This is a genomic window from Microbacterium sp. F2E, from assembly GCF_020905435.1.
Classification (GTDB): Bacteria; Actinomycetota; Actinomycetes; order Actinomycetales; family Microbacteriaceae; genus Microbacterium; species Microbacterium lacticum.
In genome coordinates this window covers 33,002-48,929 of the sequence record NZ_JAJJIB010000012.1, presented here as the reverse complement: position 1 = coordinate 48,929, position 15,928 = coordinate 33,002, and the positions used below count along the sequence as shown (strand labels likewise).

At 72.0% G+C, this 15,928-nt stretch carries 16 protein-coding genes; 3 read left to right on the top strand and 13 right to left on the bottom strand.

Translation table 11 applies throughout. The features are described 5' to 3' along the window. The first annotated feature begins 31 nt into the window (after positions 1 to 31). Entirely contained in the window at positions 32 to 778 is a 747-nt protein-coding gene (locus LOK55_RS10265; RefSeq protein ID WP_141381335.1) for an ABC transporter ATP-binding protein, read from the top strand. 220 nt (positions 779 to 998) lie between these two features. On the opposite strand, the gene LOK55_RS10260 is transcribed toward LOK55_RS10265, so the two are convergent. From LOK55_RS10260 to groES, 3 genes are all read right to left on the bottom strand, one after another. Further along, positions 999 to 2,351 (bottom strand): ABC transporter substrate-binding protein, encoded by a 1,353-nt coding sequence (locus tag LOK55_RS10260; protein WP_229935287.1) that lies wholly within the window; start codon positions 2,349 to 2,351, stop codon positions 999 to 1,001. A 193-nt stretch (positions 2,352 to 2,544) separates the two neighbouring features. Next, on the bottom strand, positions 2,545 to 3,477 hold the full coding sequence (rarD, locus tag LOK55_RS10255) for an EamA family transporter RarD (RefSeq protein ID WP_229935286.1): 933 nt from the start codon (positions 3,475 to 3,477) through the stop codon (positions 2,545 to 2,547). Positions 3,478 to 3,598: 121 nt separating this feature from the next. Further along, positions 3,599 to 3,895 carry a co-chaperone GroES gene (gene groES / locus LOK55_RS10250; protein ID WP_141381326.1) on the bottom strand — a complete coding sequence of 99 codons (297 nt, stop codon included), beginning with the start codon at positions 3,893 to 3,895 and terminating at the stop codon, positions 3,599 to 3,601. Between the two features lie 154 nt (positions 3,896 to 4,049). Here groES and LOK55_RS10245 point away from each other — a divergent pair, with 154 nt between their 5' ends. Next, positions 4,050 to 5,258: a class I SAM-dependent methyltransferase gene (locus tag LOK55_RS10245; RefSeq protein WP_229935285.1), complete on the top strand. Its 1,209-nt coding sequence runs from the start codon at positions 4,050 to 4,052 to the stop codon at positions 5,256 to 5,258. A gap of 9 nt (positions 5,259 to 5,267) precedes the next feature. On the opposite strand, the gene LOK55_RS10240 is transcribed toward LOK55_RS10245, so the two are convergent. The 9 genes from LOK55_RS10240 to coaA all read right to left on the bottom strand — a co-directional run bounded on the left by LOK55_RS10240 (position 5,268) and on the right by coaA (position 13,391). Then, complete coding sequence (locus LOK55_RS10240; protein ID WP_229935284.1) at positions 5,268 to 5,729, bottom strand: hypothetical protein; 462 nt, start codon at positions 5,727 to 5,729, stop codon at positions 5,268 to 5,270. Beyond that, on the bottom strand, positions 5,726 to 6,886 hold the full coding sequence (gene tsaD / locus LOK55_RS10235) for a tRNA (adenosine(37)-N6)-threonylcarbamoyltransferase complex transferase subunit TsaD (protein WP_229935283.1): 1,161 nt from the start codon (positions 6,884 to 6,886) through the stop codon (positions 5,726 to 5,728). Before tsaD ends, LOK55_RS10240 begins: the two co-directional genes overlap by 4 nt. Beyond that, positions 6,883 to 7,389: a ribosomal protein S18-alanine N-acetyltransferase gene (rimI, locus tag LOK55_RS10230; RefSeq protein WP_141381390.1), complete on the bottom strand. Its 507-nt coding sequence runs from the start codon at positions 7,387 to 7,389 to the stop codon at positions 6,883 to 6,885. Before rimI ends, tsaD begins: the two co-directional genes overlap by 4 nt. Further along, positions 7,386 to 8,066 (bottom strand): tRNA (adenosine(37)-N6)-threonylcarbamoyltransferase complex dimerization subunit type 1 TsaB, encoded by a 681-nt coding sequence (tsaB, locus tag LOK55_RS10225; protein ID WP_229935282.1) that lies wholly within the window; start codon positions 8,064 to 8,066, stop codon positions 7,386 to 7,388. The genes rimI and tsaB overlap by 4 nt, the downstream gene beginning before the upstream one ends. A gap of 114 nt (positions 8,067 to 8,180) precedes the next feature. Beyond that, complete coding sequence (gene tsaE, locus LOK55_RS10220) at positions 8,181 to 8,684, bottom strand: tRNA (adenosine(37)-N6)-threonylcarbamoyltransferase complex ATPase subunit type 1 TsaE (protein WP_141920282.1); 504 nt, start codon at positions 8,682 to 8,684, stop codon at positions 8,181 to 8,183. A gap of 120 nt (positions 8,685 to 8,804) precedes the next feature. After that, positions 8,805 to 9,929: an alanine racemase gene (gene alr, locus LOK55_RS10215; RefSeq protein ID WP_229935281.1), complete on the bottom strand. Its 1,125-nt coding sequence runs from the start codon at positions 9,927 to 9,929 to the stop codon at positions 8,805 to 8,807. Continuing rightward, the gene (locus tag LOK55_RS10210) at positions 9,926 to 10,363 is read right to left on the bottom strand and encodes a holo-ACP synthase (protein ID WP_229935280.1); all 438 of its coding nucleotides are present in this window, start codon (positions 10,361 to 10,363) and stop codon (positions 9,926 to 9,928) included. Before LOK55_RS10210 ends, alr begins: the two co-directional genes overlap by 4 nt. Before the next feature lie 50 nt (positions 10,364 to 10,413). Next, positions 10,414 to 12,264, bottom strand: a complete 1,851-nt coding sequence (glmS, locus tag LOK55_RS10205) for a glutamine--fructose-6-phosphate transaminase (isomerizing) (protein ID WP_229935279.1) — start codon at positions 12,262 to 12,264, stop codon at positions 10,414 to 10,416. 179 nt (positions 12,265 to 12,443) lie between these two features. Next, entirely contained in the window at positions 12,444 to 13,391 is a 948-nt protein-coding gene (coaA, locus tag LOK55_RS10200; protein WP_229935278.1) for a type I pantothenate kinase, read from the bottom strand. A gap of 189 nt (positions 13,392 to 13,580) precedes the next feature. Between coaA and LOK55_RS10195 the strand changes: the two genes are divergently transcribed. After that, a complete protein-coding gene (locus LOK55_RS10195) occupies positions 13,581 to 14,525 on the top strand; it encodes a Ppx/GppA phosphatase family protein (RefSeq protein WP_196322969.1) in 945 nt (314 codons plus the stop codon). Between the two features lie 55 nt (positions 14,526 to 14,580). Here the strand turns inward: LOK55_RS10195 and glmM are convergent, their stop codons facing one another. Then, positions 14,581 to 15,924, bottom strand: coding sequence for a phosphoglucosamine mutase (gene glmM, locus LOK55_RS10190; RefSeq protein ID WP_229935277.1), 1,344 nt, complete (start codon positions 15,922 to 15,924; stop codon positions 14,581 to 14,583). Positions 15,925 to 15,928: the final 4 nt, after the last annotated feature.

Here is a 15,928-nt window from a genome sequence, read left to right as displayed (position 1 = left end):
CCCGCAGTCGGCGTCGTCCGCCTCGGCGTCGATGTCCGCCTCGACGGCCACGGCCCCCGCGGAGAACGTCGTGGTGCTCGACGACGTCGTCGCCGGGTACCTCCCGGGCGTCAACATCCTGAACGGTGCGAACCTCACCGCCGCCAAGGGCGAGCTCATCGGCATCATCGGGCCGAACGGCGCCGGCAAGTCGACGATGCTCAAGGCGATCTTCGGTCAGGTGAAGGTGCGTTCGGGGTCGGTGACCCTCAACGGAGAAGACATCACGGGCCTGCGCGCCAACAAGCTCGTCGCCAAGGGCGTCGGGTTCGTGCCGCAGACCAACAACGTCTTCCCGAGCCTCACGATCGCCGAGAACCTGCAGATGGGCGCCTATCAGCGCCCGCGGGGCCTGCGCGAACGCGTCGACTTCGTGACGTCGATCTTCCCCGACCTCGGCAAGCGGCTGCAGCAGCGCGCGGGGTCGCTCTCGGGCGGCGAGCGCCAGATGGTCGCCATGGGCCGCGCGCTCATGATGGACCCGCACGTGCTGCTGCTCGACGAGCCGTCGGCCGGTCTGTCGCCCTCGCGTCAGGACGAGGCGTTCCTGCGGGTCTCGGAGATCAACAAGGCAGGCGTCACCACGATCATGGTCGAGCAGAACGCCCGGCGCTGCCTGCAGATCTGCGACCGCGGCTACGTGCTCGATCAGGGCCGCGACGCCTACACCGGCACCGGTCGCGACCTGCTGAACGATCCGAACGTGATCGGCCTCTACCTCGGCACGCTCGGCGCCTGACGGGAGTTTCCCGCATCCGCGCCCGGCGAGCTCGAATCAGCCCCGCACCATCCGTGGTGCGGGGCTGATTCGTGCGCGCGTGCGGGCGCGCGAGTCATCCGTGGTGCGGGCGGGCGAAGCATCCGTGGTGCGGTGCGTGCGAGGCATCCGTTCGCCGCTCCTCCGCGCACAGCAGCGGGGCCCCGGTCCGAAGACCGGGGCCCCGCCTGACCTCGTCGGCTCAGCCGATGTTGAGGAACTTGTAGTTGTTGTCGTCGCCGTACTGGAAGATGCCGATCGTCGCCTCGGTCGGGTCGCCCACGTCGTTGAACGTGATCGGTCCGGAGACGCCGTCGTAGTCGGCGACGGCGCCCGAGATGATGATGTCGGCGCACTCCGCATACGACGTGCACTTCTTGCCGTCACCCGAGCCACCCGACACCTGCTGCAGGTGCGCGGCGACATCGGGCCCGGCGGTGGAGCCGGCCTCGAGCGCCGCCAGGGCGAGGAGGATGACCGCATCGTACGACTCCGGCGCGTAGGTGAAGTCGGTCAGCTCCGCGTTGCCCTGCGCCGTGTTGAACGCCTGCAGCGCGTCGCGGAACGTCGAGATCTTCGCCGGGTCGACGGCCGGATAGGTGCCCTTCGCCCCGGTCAGCGTGCCCGGGTCGAACTCGTCGCCGAAGTTCGACAGGTTGCCGTCGACGAAGTACATCTTGTCGGCGGGGAAGTCGGCGCCCTTCAGCTCGGGGATGATCGTCTTGACCTCTTCGAAGGTGATCAGCGCGATCGCGTCGGGCTTGGCCGCCAGCACGTCCTCGACCTGGGCCGAGAAGTTCGTGTCACCCGTGTTGTAGAGCGACGCGGCGACGACGCTGCCGCCGGCCGCCTCGAACGCCTTCTTGGTGAAGCAGGCGAGGCCCGTGCCGTAGGAGTCGTTGAGCACGATCATGCCGAGCGTCTCGTTGCCGTCGGCGGCGATCTGGTTGCCGAGCACCTCACCCTGGAGCACGTCCGAGGGGGCGGTGCGCCAGTACAGGCCGTTGTCCTTGTACCCGGTGAAGGCCGCCGAGGTGTTCGCCGGCGAGAACTGGATGGCGTTCGCCGCGATCACCTGGTCGATGAACTGCAGCGACGTGCCCGACGACGCGGCGCCGATGATGGCCGTGGCGCCCTCGCCCAGCAGACGCGGGATCTCGGTCTCGTACGCCTTGTTGTCGGTGTCGCCCGAGTCGCCCTGGATGAGGTCGACCGTGACGCCCTTGGCCGCGGCGTTGACCTCGGAGGCGGCGTACTCGGTGCCCGCGATCTCGGGCGGGCCGAGGAAGGCGAGGTTGCCGGTGACCGGCAGCGCGGTGCCGATCTTGTAGGTCAGGTCGGTGCCCGGACCGGTCGAGGTCGAGTTGTAGGTCGGCGTGTACGCCGCCGGCTCGGCCGCGTTGCAGTCGATCGGGAACTCGAAGCCTGCATCGGCAGACCCCGAGGACTCGGGGCTCGACGAGCCGGAACAACCGGCCAGAACGAGAGCGCCCGCACCGACCAGGGCGATGCCGCCCAGGATCCGTGCGGCGCGCGAACGGGTGAAGAGGCCCATTTTGCTCCTTGGTGTCGGCGGCGCGGGCACGGGACCCCCGCCGGGTTGTGGATAAACCTAGTAGGCGGGGGGCACCCTAATTGTTGCGATGCGTTAACGGTGTGATACAGGACGGTCACGGTGCGATAACGACCCGTTCCCGGTCGTGCCGTGCGGGCGCCCCGGTGCGGGAGACGCGCCGCAGCGGAGCCGGTCAGGCGAGGTCGACAACGGCGGATGCCCGGCGGGAGCCCCGCGCGGAGGCGATGGAGTCGACCATCAGCACGATGAGCGCGACCCACACGAGGCCGAATCCGATCCAGCGCTCGAGGGGCATCGGCTCGCCCAGCATCCACCATCCGGTGAGGAACTGCATGATCGGGGCGACGAACTGCAGGAGGCCGATCACGACGAGCGGTGCGCGCCGCGCGCCAGCGGCGAAGAGCAGGAGCGGGACGGCGGTGATGACCCCGGCGAGGGTGACGAGCACTGTGTGCCCGGCGCCCTGGGTGCCGAACACGAGTCCGGTGGTGTTCGCGACGACGATGAGCTGCACGAGCGCGATCGGCGTCAGCCAGAGGGATTCGAGCGTGAGGCCGCTGATCGCGTCGACCTTCGGGCCGATCTGCTTCTTCACGAGGCCGTACGCGCCGAACGACGCCGCGAGAGTCAGCGCGATCCAGGGGAAGGTTCCGTACGCGACGATGATCACGACCACCGCGACCACCGCGATCGCGATCGCCGCCCACTGCGCCGGCCGCAGCCGCTCGTGCAGCACGAGCACGCCGAGCAGCACCGTGACGATCGGGTTGATGAAGTAGCCGAGGCTCCCCTCGATGACGTGCCCGGTGAGGATGCCGATGAGGAAGACCTGCCAGTTCACGTAGATCAGCAGGCCCGCGATGATCGTCCAGAACACCAGGCGCCGGTCGCGCAGGATCGCGAGGAGCTTCGGCCAGGTGCGGGTGACGGTCAGCAGGATCGCGCAGAAGACGAGGGAGAAGAGGATGCGCCAGACGACGACCTCCCACGGCCCGATCGGGGCGAGCAGCAGAAAGTAGAGGGGCATGAAGCCCCACAAGAAGTAGGCGCCGAACGCGTAGATCGCGCCGAGCCGCTCCTCGCGTGCGGGAGCGGTCGGTGTCATGAGTCTCACTCTAGAACGGTCCTGACAGCCCCGGACCGCGGGCGACTGCCATGCACCGTCGGAAAGACGACGAAGGGCCCGGATGCCGAGGCATCCGGGCCCTTCTGTCGTTGTGGGTTCGTCAGCGGACGACGACCGCGAGCACGTCGCGCGCCGAGAGCACGAGGTACTCGTCGGCGCCGAACTTGACCTCGGTGCCGCCGTACTTCGAGTAGATCACGCGGTCGCCGACGGCGACGTCGAGCGGAACGCGGTTGCCGTTGTCGTCGATGCGGCCCGGGCCCACGGCCACGACCTCGCCCTCCTGGGGCTTCTCCTTGGCGGTGTCGGGGATGACGAGACCGCTGGACGTGACCTGCTCGGCCTCGACCTGCTTGATGACGATGCGGTCCTCGAGCGGCTTGATGGAAACCGACACGGTTTACCTCTTTCTGGCGTTGACACGGAAAAGACTGATTAGCACCCGACACGTCGGAGTGCTAACGCCAAGTCTAGGGTGCCGTTGGCACTCGTGCAACGCGAGTGCCAATCCCGGCCGCGGCCACCTCGGCGGGGTCTTCTAGGCTGGCCGGATGGAACTCGCCGAGCTGACCGCGCTCCTCACCCCGGAGGGCCTGCGCCTGGTCGACGACCTCGGGGCGATCGACGGCACCGACGACGTCGCCGCGACGGTGTCGCGTCTGCGCGCCGCCGGCCTCTCCCCCGATCTCGTCGCGGCGGCGGTGGGGCAGGCGCGCCTGCGCAGCCGCGCACGGGCGAAGTTCGGCGCCTTCGCCGACCGCATGCTCTTCACGCGGGCGGGCCTCGAGCAGGCGACTCGACTCGAGGTCGGCGCGCGTCACGCCGGCCGGTTCCGCGATGCCGGCGTCGCCCGCGTCGCGGATCTCGGCTGCGGCATCGGCGGCGACGCGCTCGCGTTCGCCGGCATCGGTCTCGACGTCGTCGCGGTCGACGCCGACGAGGTCACCGCGGCCCTCGCCGCCTATAACCTCGCCCCGTTCGGCGAGCAGGCGCAGGTGCGGCACGCGCGCGCCGAGGAGGTCGACCTCGCGGGCGTCGACGCCGTCTGGCTCGACCCCGCCCGCCGCACCGCGGGCCACACCGAGACCACCCGCGTGGGCGCGGGCGACTGGTCGCCGCCGCTCGACTGGGTGTGGGATCTCGCCGCCCGCGTTCCCGCCGGGGTGAAGCTCGGTCCGGCGTTCGACCGGACCCTGATCCCGGAGGACGCCGAGGCGCAGTGGATCTCGGTCGACGGCTCGACCGTGGAGCTGGTCGTCTGGACGGGAAAGCTCGCGCGGCCGGGCATCCGTCGCTCGGCGCTCGTCATCCGCGGCGGCTCGGCGACCGAGCTCACCGCGGCGGGTGATGCCGACGACGCTCCGGTGCGGGAGCTCGGCGCGTACCTGCACGAGCCCGAGGGCGCGGTCATCCGCGCCCGGCTGATCGGCGAGGTCGCGCGGTCGCTGGATGCCGGGATGATCGACGCGAAGATCGCGTATCTGACCTCGGATGCCCCGGCCGCAGGCTCCTCGGACGGCACGGCGAGCCCGTTCGTGCAGAGCTTCCGCGTGCGCGAGCAGCTGCCGAACGACCCGAAGGCGCTCGGCAAGGCGCTGCGGGAGCGCGGCATCGGCACCCTCGAGATCAAGAAGCGCGGGGTCGACGTCGACCCGGCTAGCCTGCGCACGAAGCTCAAGCTGCGCGGTCCGGAGCAGGCGACGCTGTTCGTCACGCGCGTCGGCGACCGTCGCGTGACCCTGTTGGCCGACCGCGTCTGAGGGGGGGCGTCAGCCGAACAGCGGGCCCTGCGTCGACGCCCACCACAGCCAGCCCGCGCTGTAGACGACCGACACGAGGCTCAGGCAGAGCGCCCAGACGGCGAGCTGACGCGACTCCCACGGGCGGCGGAGTGCGGCGATCGCGAGGCCCGCGCCGACGAGGCCGATGAGAAAGGCCCAGCCCACGAGGAACGACACCGCGAGCCCGAGGATGCCGAAGACGAGCGCCCAGGCGCCGCTGCGCGGCAGCGCGCTGTCGGCGGAGGGGGCGGGCGCGGTCGCCCACTCGGGCTCGACCACGGTGGTCTCGGTGATCGGGACGGGCTCGGTGAACTCTCTCTGGAAACCGCCGCGGTGCTCGCCGGGCAGCGCCGCCGAGTCGGCGACCGTCACGTCGTCGGAGGCGCCCGCGACGGTGGGCGCCTCGGCGGGGCCGGCGGGGCGGGGCATCCGTTCGTCGCGCTCGCTCATCGGACTGCCGCCGACTCGTCGCGGGTCTGTTCGCCTGCTTCGACTTCGTCGACCTGGATCTCGGTGACCGGCAGCGTGGAGTCGGCGCCGAAGGCGAGGGTCGACGGGCGGTGGCCGCTCATGATGAGCTGCGCGGCGAGCGCGGCGATCATCGCGCCGTTGTCGGTGCAGAGGCTGAGCGGCGGGATCCGCACCGCGACGCCGGCCGCGGTCGCCCGCTCGAGCGCGACCTCGCGCAGGCGCCGGTTGGCGATGACGCCGCCGCCGAGCAGCAGGCGCGGCACGCCGTAGCGCGCACAGGCATCCAGGGCTTTCGTCACGAGCACGTCGACGACCGCTTCGCGGAACGACGCGGCGACGTCGGGCACCGAGATGGCGGGGGCGTCTCCGCTCTCCGCTTGGCGGGCGGCGTCCTGCTCGACCCAGCGCGCGACGGCGGTCTTCAGCCCCGAGAAGGAGAAGTCGTAGCGGTGCTCCGCGAGGTCGGATGCCTTGGAGAGGCCCCGCGGGAATCGGATCGCGGCCGGGTCGCCGGTCGCGGCGGCGCGGTCGATCTCGGGGCCGCCGGGATAGGGCAGGCCGAGGATGCGGGCGACCTTGTCGAAGGCTTCGCCGGCGGCGTCGTCGAGGGTCTCGCCGAGGAGTTCCACGTCGGAGACGAGGTCGCGGACGAGGAGGAGCGAGGTGTGACCGCCGCTCACGAGGAGCGCGATCGTCGGGTACTCGACATCTTCGCCGGTGAGGAGGTCGGCGGCGATGTGGCCGACGAGGTGGTTCACCGCGTAGAGCGGCTTGTCGAGGCTCACCGCGAGGGCCTTCGCGGCGCCGATGCCGACCATGAGCGCCCCGGCGAGACCCGGCCCGCTCGTGACGGCTACGGCGTCGATCTCGTCGAGCGTGATGCCGGCCTCGGCGACGGCGGCTTCGATCGTCGGCTGCAGCGCCTCGAGGTGCGCGCGCGCGGCGACTTCGGGCACGACGCCGCCGTAGCGGGCGTGCTCGTCCATCGAGCTCGCGATCGTGTTGCTCAGCAGCGTCGAGCCGCGCACGATGCCGATGCCGGTTTCGTCGCAGCTCGTCTCGATGCCCAGCACGAGCGGTTCGCGGTTCTCGGCGGTGTGAGCGGGGAGCCGGTCTCGGGTCGGGAGGGCGTTCATGAGCAGGCCCCCGCCTCGGACGCGACGGAGTCGGCCGGCCGCTGGGCAACCGCCCAGCCGACGAGATCGAGCCTCATGACGACGGCGTCGACGTCATCGGGCTGGTAGTAGCGCGGGCGGCGGGCGATCTCGGTGAAGCCCTCGGAGACGTACAGCGATTCGGCGACCGGATTGTCGGCGCGCACCTCGAGGAACACCTCGCGGGCCCCGCGCTCCCGAGCCGCGGCGAGCAGCGCGTGCAGGAGCGCGCGCCCCCGTCCCGTTCCGCGGGCGTGCTCGGCGATCGCGATCGTCTGGATGTCCGCGTCGGCGGCGCCCTGCACGGCGCGCACTCCCCCGTAGCCGGCGAGGCGCCCGGCCTCGACGTCGACGACGTAGCGGCCGTGCGGCGAGGAGAGCTCGGCGGCCATGAGGGTCTCGCTCCAGGCATCCGTCGGGAACGACGCCCGCTCGAGGGCCATGATCGCGCCGAGGTCGTCGGCGGTCGCGGTGCGCAGGTTCATGCGCCCACCCGCTTCGGGGCGGCAGGCAGGGTCACGTCGGGAGCGCGCAGGTACAGCGGCTCGGGGCCCGTGAGCTCTCGGCCCGCGGCGAGCGCGCGCGCGGCGAGAGTGGCGACCATCGCCGCCGGGATGGCGGTGACGTCGAGCCGCTCGCCGCCGATCCCGGCGAGCACGTCGTCGATCTCGGCGCGCGGTGCGAGGGCAGGGCCGGCCGCGCGCACGGGGATGCCGTCGTCGTCGAGCCCGTCGTAGACGGAGTAGGCGAACTCGCGGCGGCGCGCGTCGGTGACGACGGCGAAGCGGGGCGGGTCGCCGAAGGGGTCGGCGAGCGCCGCAGACAGCAGCGCGCCGAGCGCCGCCGCGTCGTGACTCGGGACGGCGACGACCGGGATGCCCCGGCCGAGCGCGAAGGCGCGCGCCGCGGCGATGCCGACCCGGAGCCCGGTGAAGGGACCGGGACCCATGCCTGCGGCGACATGCGTCAGCGCAACCTCTTCGGCGGCGCCGGTCTGCCCGATCGGGCCACGGGCGGCGTCCGTCAGCGCGTCGACCAGGAGCGTACCGATCGCCTCGGCGTGCCCGAGAGGATTCTCGCTCGCACGGTCGGCTCGCACCGCACCGTCGCGGTCGACGACGGCGACGGCCGTGCCGAGGGAGGTGTCGATGCCGAGGATCACGTCATCCAGGGTAGTCGGGGCCGGTGCGGGTGGGGTGTCCGGATGGGGGTGTCCGGGTGGATGCGGTGCCGGGGCGGGTTGCGGCACCCTACGCCGAGGTCGACCGTCGCGAGGTCATGGCCGGCGCGAGATGCGGACGAGCCGCGGCGCGGCGTCCTCCATGTCGGCGACGTGCGGGCCCGCGGTGCCGCACGCGTTGTCGACGCCGGTGCCCGACCATCCGCGGTCGATCTCGACCTCCCACCAGCGGTCGGCGACGGCCGCCGCGTAGGGCGCGGCCCACTCGGCGATGACGACCGAGTGGGCGAAGTCGATGTCGAGGTCGTCGAGCTCTCCGTCGGTGCCGAGACGGTAGGCATCCACGTGCACGAGGGGCGGACCGTCGGTGAGCGAGCGATGCGTGCGCGCGATCACGAAGGTCGGGCTCTGCACGCGGCCGCGCACGCCGAGCGCCGCGGCGATGCCCCGCGTGAGGGTCGTCTTGCCGGCGCCGAGCGGGCCGGTGAGCACGACGAGGTCTCCGGCGCCGAGCGCCGCGCCGAACCGGCGGCCGAGGTTCTCCATCTCGTCGGGCGACGCGATCTCGCGGTCGCCGACGAACTCGTCGAGCCCGCTCATGGCATCCTCCCGTTCACAGTTCAGTCCGAACGCGTCGGTCGCCGCGGGCATTCCGCCGAAACCCGGGGCCGCCGCGCCGGGCCCGCGGCGCGGAGACGGAAGTGCGAACGGCGAACGAGATCACCGCGCCCCCTCGCGGCGCACCGCGCGCGGCCCGATGCGGGTGACGATCTCGTAGTTGATCGTGTTGGCGGCGTCGGCCCACGCCTCCACCGGCGGGGCGCCGAGCGTCGGGTCGCCGAAGAGCAGCGCCTCGTCGCCGACCGCGATCGGGTGATCGCCGACGTCGACGACGAACTGGTCCATGGCGATGCGGCCCGCGACCGGGAAGGTCTCGCCGCCGATGCGGACGGCGCCCGACCCCGATGCCGCGCGGGGCACGCCGTCGGCGTAGCCGAGCGGGACGAGCGCGAGCGTCGTGTCGGCGTCGGTGCGATGCGTGTAGCCGTACGAGACGCCCTGCCCGGCCGGCACCCGGCGCACGGCGGCGACCGCCGCACGGAGGGTCATCGCGGGGCGCAGACCGAGGTCGGCAGAGCTGCGGTCGGCGAAGGGCGACAGTCCGTACATCCCGATGCCGATCCGCACGCAGCCGAGCCTCGCCTCGGGCAGGTCGATGGCGGCGTGCGAGGCGGCGATGTGCGTGAGCGGAGGGGTGAGCCCGAGCCGCGCCGCGAGCGCGAGCGCCTCCTGGAACCGGGAGAGGGCGGCGCGGTCGTCGTCCGCGCTCGTGTTGGAGAGGTGGCTGAAGATGCCGACCACGCGGAGCTTGCCGATGCGCTCGAGTCGTGCCGTCTCGGCGAACACGACGGGCGCGTCGGCGGGCGCGATGCCGTTGCGCCCGAGCCCCGTCTCGACCTTGAGGTGCACGCCGACGGCGCGGTCGGCGGTGGCGGCGGACGCCGCGGCGACGAGCTGATCGAAGCTCGAGATACCGAGCTCGATCCCGCGTCCGGCGGCCTCGACGAACGAGGCGCCCGGCGCGTGCAGCCAGGCGAGGATCGGCGCGTCGATCCCCGCACGGCGGAGGGCGATCGCCTCGGACACGTCGGCGACCCCGAGACGCGTCGCGCCGCCGGCGAGCGCCGCGATCGCGGAGCGCACGGCGCCGTGACCGTAGCCGTCGGCCTTGACGACGGCGATCACCTCCGAGTCGGTGAGGCGCCGCAGGTGCCGCACGTTCTCGGTGATCGCGGCGGTGTCGATGAGCGTCTCGCGCATCACGCCGGCGGGCAGGTGGCTCATCGGGCGCCTCCGGTCGGGTCGACGGATGCCTCGGCCACGGCACCGGCGGACGCGCCGGCCCCCGAGGCATCCATCGGCGCATCGGGTGCCTCGGCCACCACGTACGCGATCGCGAGGCCGCCGTCGTGGCTGAGCGAGAGGTGCACGGCGGTGATGCCGCGGGCTTCGACGGTCGCGGCGGTCTCGCCGGCGAGGGCGAACACGGGGCGGCCGCTCGGCTCGGAGGCGACCTCGATGTCGGTCCAGTGCACGCCGTCGGAACCCCCGAGGGCCTTGATCAGGGCCTCCTTGGCGGCATAGCGCGCGGCGAGCGAGTGCGGCTTGAGCGTCTGCTCGGCCGGCGTGAACAGCCGGTCGAGAAGCCGCGGCGTCCGCGCGAGCGAACGCTCGAAGCGCGGGATGTCGACGAGGTCGACGCCGATTCCGACGATCACCCCGTCAGCCTACCCACCGCCCGCGGCGCCGACCGCCCGGCCGGCCGCCCTCACTCCACCGTGACGGACTTGGCGAGGTTGCGGGGCTGGTCGACGTCGAGGCCCTTCGCGGTCGCGAGGCCCATCGCGAAGATGTGCAGCGGCACGACGGCGAGCAGCGGTTCGAAGAAGGGGCCGGCGAGCGGGATGTGCAGCACCTCGTCGGCGAAGGGCAGCACGGCGGCATCCCCCTCTTCGGCGACGACGATCACTCGGGCGCCGCGCGCGCGGATCTCCTGGATGTTCGAGACGACCTTCTTGTGCAGCTCGGCCGATTCGCGCGGCGACGGCACGATCACGAACACCGGCTGGCCCGGCTCGATGAGCGCGATCGGACCGTGCTTGAGCTCGCCGGCGGCGAAGCCCTCGGCGTGGATGTAGCTGATCTCCTTGAGCTTGAGCGCGCCCTCGAGCGCGATCGGGTAGCCGACGTGCCGGCCGAGGAAGAGCACCGACTGCGTGTCGGCCATCCAGCGCGAGAACTGCTCGATGTGGGCCTGCTCGGTCTCGAGGACGCGCGAGATCTTGCCGGGCACGGCCTCGAGCTCACGCACGTGATCGGCCGCCTCGGCGGCGGCGAGCGACCCGCGCACCCGCGCGACGTGCAGGGCGAGGAGGTACAGCGCGGTGATCTGCGCGACGAACGCCTTGGTGGATGCCACGGCCACCTCAGGCCCCGCGTGCGTGTAGATCACGGCATCCGATTCGCGCGGGATCGTGGCTCCCTGGGTGTTGCAGATCGACAGCGTCTTCGCGCCGCGCTCGTGTGCGTACTTGACGGCCATGAGGGTGTCCATGGTCTCGCCGGACTGGCTGATCGAGACGACGAGCGTGTCGTCGCCGAGCACCGGATCGCGGTAGCGGAACTCGTGCGCGAGCTCGACCGACACGGGCACACGCGTCCACTGCTCGATGGCGTAGGCGCCGGTCTGACCGGCGTAGGCGGCCGTGCCGCACGCGATGACGATGATGCGGCGGATACCCGTGAAGATCTCGTCGAGTCCGTCGAGTTCCGGGATCACGACCTGCCCGTCCTGCACGCGGCCGCGGATCGTGTTCGCGACGGCGTCGGGCTCCTCGGAGACCTCCTTCGCCATGAAGGAAGACCATCCGCCCTTCTCGGCGGCCGAGGCATCCCACACCACTTCGAAGGGAGAGGCCTCGACGGCGCTGCCGTCGAAGTCGGTGATCTCGACGCCCTCGGGGGTGATCGCGACGATCTCGTCCTGCCCGATCGCGAGGGCGTTGCGGGTGTGCTCGACGAAGGCCGCGACGTCGGAGCCGAGGAAGTTCTCGCCGTCGCCGAGGCCGATCACGAGCGGCGAGTTGCGGCGGGCGCCGACGACGAGGCCGGGCTGGTCCTGGTGCATCGCGAGGAGCGTGAACGCGCCTTCGAGGCGGCGCACGATCGAGCGGAACGCCGTGACGAGATCGCCGGATGCCCGGTACTCGTGCCCGAGGAGCACCGCCGCGACCTCGGTGTCGGTCTCGGAGCGGAAGGTGTATCCGAGGGAGAGCAGGTCGGCCTTCAGCTCGGCGAAGTTCTCGATGATGCCGTTGTGGATGACCGCCAGGCGGTCATCGTCGGCGAGGTGCGGGTGCGCGTTGGCATCCGTCGGCCCGCCGTGCGTCGCCCAGCGCGTGTGCCCGATGCCCGTCGTGCCGTCGGGCATGGGGTGGGATGCCAGGTCGTCGCGCAGCACCTTCAGCTTGCCGGCGCGCTTGCGCATGTCGAGGGAGCCGCCCTGGTCGATGACCGCGATGCCGGCGGAGTCGTAGCCGCGGTATTCGAGCCGGGCGAGCCCCGAGAGGAGGATGGCCTGGCTGTCCCGCGGGCCGACGTATCCGACGATTCCACACATGCGCTCTAGGGTAGCCGCGCCCGTTTGCGCGGATCCCTGCCAAACCCCGCGCCGCCGGGGGATGCCGCGGCCCTCACGCCGAGCCGCTATCCCCCATGCGAGCCGCTACGGGATGTGCGGGCCGGATCGTGGCGGCTCGCACAGATCATGGCGGCTCGGCGGTGGGGAGGATGCCGGGGTCAGAGCTTGCGGAGGAGGACGCTCTCGACGGTGTGGTCGGCGGCCTTGTTCAGCACGAGGGTCGCGCGGTGCTTGGTGGGTTCGACGTTCTCGCGGAGGTTCGGCAGGTTGATGTCGTTCCAGTAGCCCATCGCGGTGTCGACGGCCTCGGCATCGGAGAGGTCGGCGAACACCTTGAAGAACGAGCTCGGGTTGTTGAACGCGCCCTGCCGGAGCGCGAGGAAGCGGTGCACGTACCACTGCGCGATGTCGTCGGCGTCGGCGTCGACGTAGATCGAGAAGTCGAACAGGTCGCTCACCGCGACGTCGTTGGGCGTCGGCGGCGGGGAGAGCACGTTCAGCCCCTCGACGATGACGACATCGGGGCGGCGCACCGTGATGTGCGCGTCGGGCATGATGTCGTAGCGCATGTGCGAGTAGAAGGGTGCCCGCGCCTCCGCGGCGCCGGACTTCACGTCGGTGAGGAACCGCACGAGCGCACGCCGGTCGTACGACTCGGGAAAGCCCTTGCGGTGCATGATGCCGCGGCGTTCGAGCTCGTCGTTCGGGTAGAGAAATCCGTCGGTGGTCACGAGTTCGACCCGCGGGGTGCCGGGCCAGCGGCTCATCAACTCGCGGAGCAGGCGCGCGATGGTCGACTTCCCGACCGCGACCGAGCCGGCGACACCGACGACGAACGGCGTCGTCGCGTCGGGCTCGCGCAGGAACGACGAGACCTGACCGCCCAGGCGCTTGGTGTTCTCGGCGTACGTCGACAGCAGTCGGCTGAGCGGCAGGTACACCTCGCGCACCTCGGCGAGGTCGAGGCGGTCGCCGATGCCGCGCAGCTGCACGACCTCGGTCTCGGTGAGGGGGTTGGGCACACCCGGCGCGAGCGCCGCCCACTCCGCGCGGTCGACCTCGCGATACAGCGAGGCGACGTCGGTCGCCTGTTCGTCGGTGGACATCGCGCCCACTCTACCGGCGCGCACCGGCGCGCACGCGGCGCGCACCGTCACGCACCGGCGCGCACCGTCACGCACCGGCGCCCACTCTACCGGCGCGCACCGGCGCGCACGCGGCGCGCACCCCGCCCGCACCGTCACCCCACGTGGCAGGCGCGCGGCGCCCACCCCGCCCGCCGCTACGCTGGCCGCATGCGCCTCGGAGTACTCGACATCGGCTCGAACACGGTTCACCTGCTGGTCGCCGATGTACACCCCGGCGGCCGGCCGCTCGCCACGAGCAGCACCCGCACGGTGCTCCGCCTCATGCGCTACCTCGAACCCGACGGCTCGATCAGCGAGGAGGGTGTGGATGCCCTGGTCTCGGCCGTCGCCGAAGCGCGCGTCGTCGCCGAGCGTGAGAACGTGTCGGAGCTGCTCGCGACGGCCACGAGCGCCGTCCGCGACGCGACGAACGGCGCCGAGGTGATCGCCCGCATCGAGGAGGCGCTCGGCCAGGACCTGCAGGTGCTCGGGGGCGAGAGCGAGGCGCGCTTCACGTTCCTCGCCGTCCGCCGGTGGTTCGGGTGGTCGGCGGGGCAGATCCTGCTGTTCGACATCGGCGGTGGATCGCTCGAACTCGCCGCCGGCGCCGACGAGCTGCCCGAGGTCGCGGCATCCGTGCCGCTGGGCGCCGGCCGCGCGACCGTCGAGTTCCTCCCGAACGACCCGCCGGGCGAGGAGGCCGTCGAACGCCTGCGCGCCCACGCCGCCGTCACGCTCGCCCCGATCGCCGCGCTCATGGCCGCGCAGCCGAAGCCGAACCACGTCGTCGGGTCGTCGAAGGCGATCCGCTCGCTCGCGAAGCTCGCCGGATACCCGGCGGCGGGGTGGTCGGGCAGCGAGCGGATGCTGCTGCCGCGCACGGCGCTCGGCTCGTGGATCCCGCGGCTCGCGCGCCTTCCCGCCTCGGCCCGGCAGGAGCTTCCCGGCATCACGCCCGACCGCACCTTCCAGATCGTCGCGGCGGCCGTGGTGCTGCACACCGCCATGACCGCGCTCGGCGTCGAGGAGCTCGAAGTGAGTCCGTGGGCGCTTCGCGAAGGCGTGCTACTGCGCTACATCGAGTCGCTCAGCTGGTCAGAGCCCGCCGGCTGAAGCCGCACCGAGCGGACCGCCCGCCGGATGCGGACCGCAAGCGAACCCGAATCCGTCAGCCGCGCACGATGTCGGCGAGCTCGTCGGCGATGCGCCGGGCATCCGCCTCCGACGCCGCCTCGACCATCACGCGCACCATCTGCTCGGTGCCCGAGGGGCGCAGGAGCACCCGCCCGCTGTCGCCGAGGGCGCGCTCGGCCACCTCGACGGCGGCGACGACGTCGGCGTCGGTCGCGCGGGTGCGCTCCACGCCGCGGACGTTGACGAGCACCTGAGGGAAGACGGTCATGACGGATGCCAGCTGCGCGAGCGTCTTGCCGGTGCGCGCCATCTCGGCGCACAGGTGCAGTCCGGTGAGCACGCCGTCGCCGGTCGTGGCGAAGCGGCTCATGATCACGTGGCCGCTCTGCTCGCCGCCGAGGGAGTAGCCGCCCTCGTTCATGCGCTCGAGCACGTACCGATCGCCGACCGCGGTCGTCTCGACGCGGATGCCGTTCGCGGCCATCGCGCGGTGCAGGCCCAGGTTGCTCATGACCGTCGTGACGAGCGTGTCGCCGCGGAGCACGCCGCGCTCCTTCATCGAGAGGGCGAGGATCGCCATGATCTGGTCGCCGTCGACGATGGTGCCGTCGGCGTCGACGGCGAGGCAGCGGTCGGCGTCGCCGTCGTGCGCGATGCCGACGTCGGCGCCGGTGCGCACGACCTCGGCGGCGAGCTTGTCGAGGTGGGTCGATCCGACGCCGTCGTTGATGTTGATGCCGTCGGGGTCGGCACCGATGACGGTCACCTTGGCGCCGGCGTTGCGGAAGGTCTCCGGCGAGACGCCCGAGGCCGCGCCGTGCGCGCAGTCGACGACGACGTGGAGCCCGTTGAGGCGGTGCGGCAGAGAGGCCAGAAGATGCATGACGTAGCGGTCCTCGGCATCCGAGAATCGCGTCACGCGCCCCACGTCACCGCCGGTGGGCTGGAGCTTGGGGCCGGTCATGGCCTCTTCGATGCGCTGCTCGACGATGTCGGGCAGCTTCACTCCCCCGCGGGCGAAGATCTTGATGCCGTTGTCGGGCGCGGGGTTGTGCGAGGCCGAGATCATCACGCCGAAGTCGGCGTCGATGTCGTCGATGAGGAAGGCCGTCGCCGGAGTGGGGAGGGTGCCCGCCTCGAGCACGTCGACGCCCGACGAGGCGAGGCCCGCCTCGACGGCGGCGGAGAGGAACTGCCCCGAGATGCGCGGGTCGCGCGCGACCACCGCGGTGAGGCGTTTGCCGGCGGCCTTGCGGGCCGAGGCGATGCGCCCCTGGCCCAGGACGACAGCGGTCGCCTGGGCCAGGGTGAGTGCCAGGTCGGCGGTGAGGGTGCCGTTCGCGAGCCCCCGCACACCGTCCGTCCCGAACAGCGCCATAGGA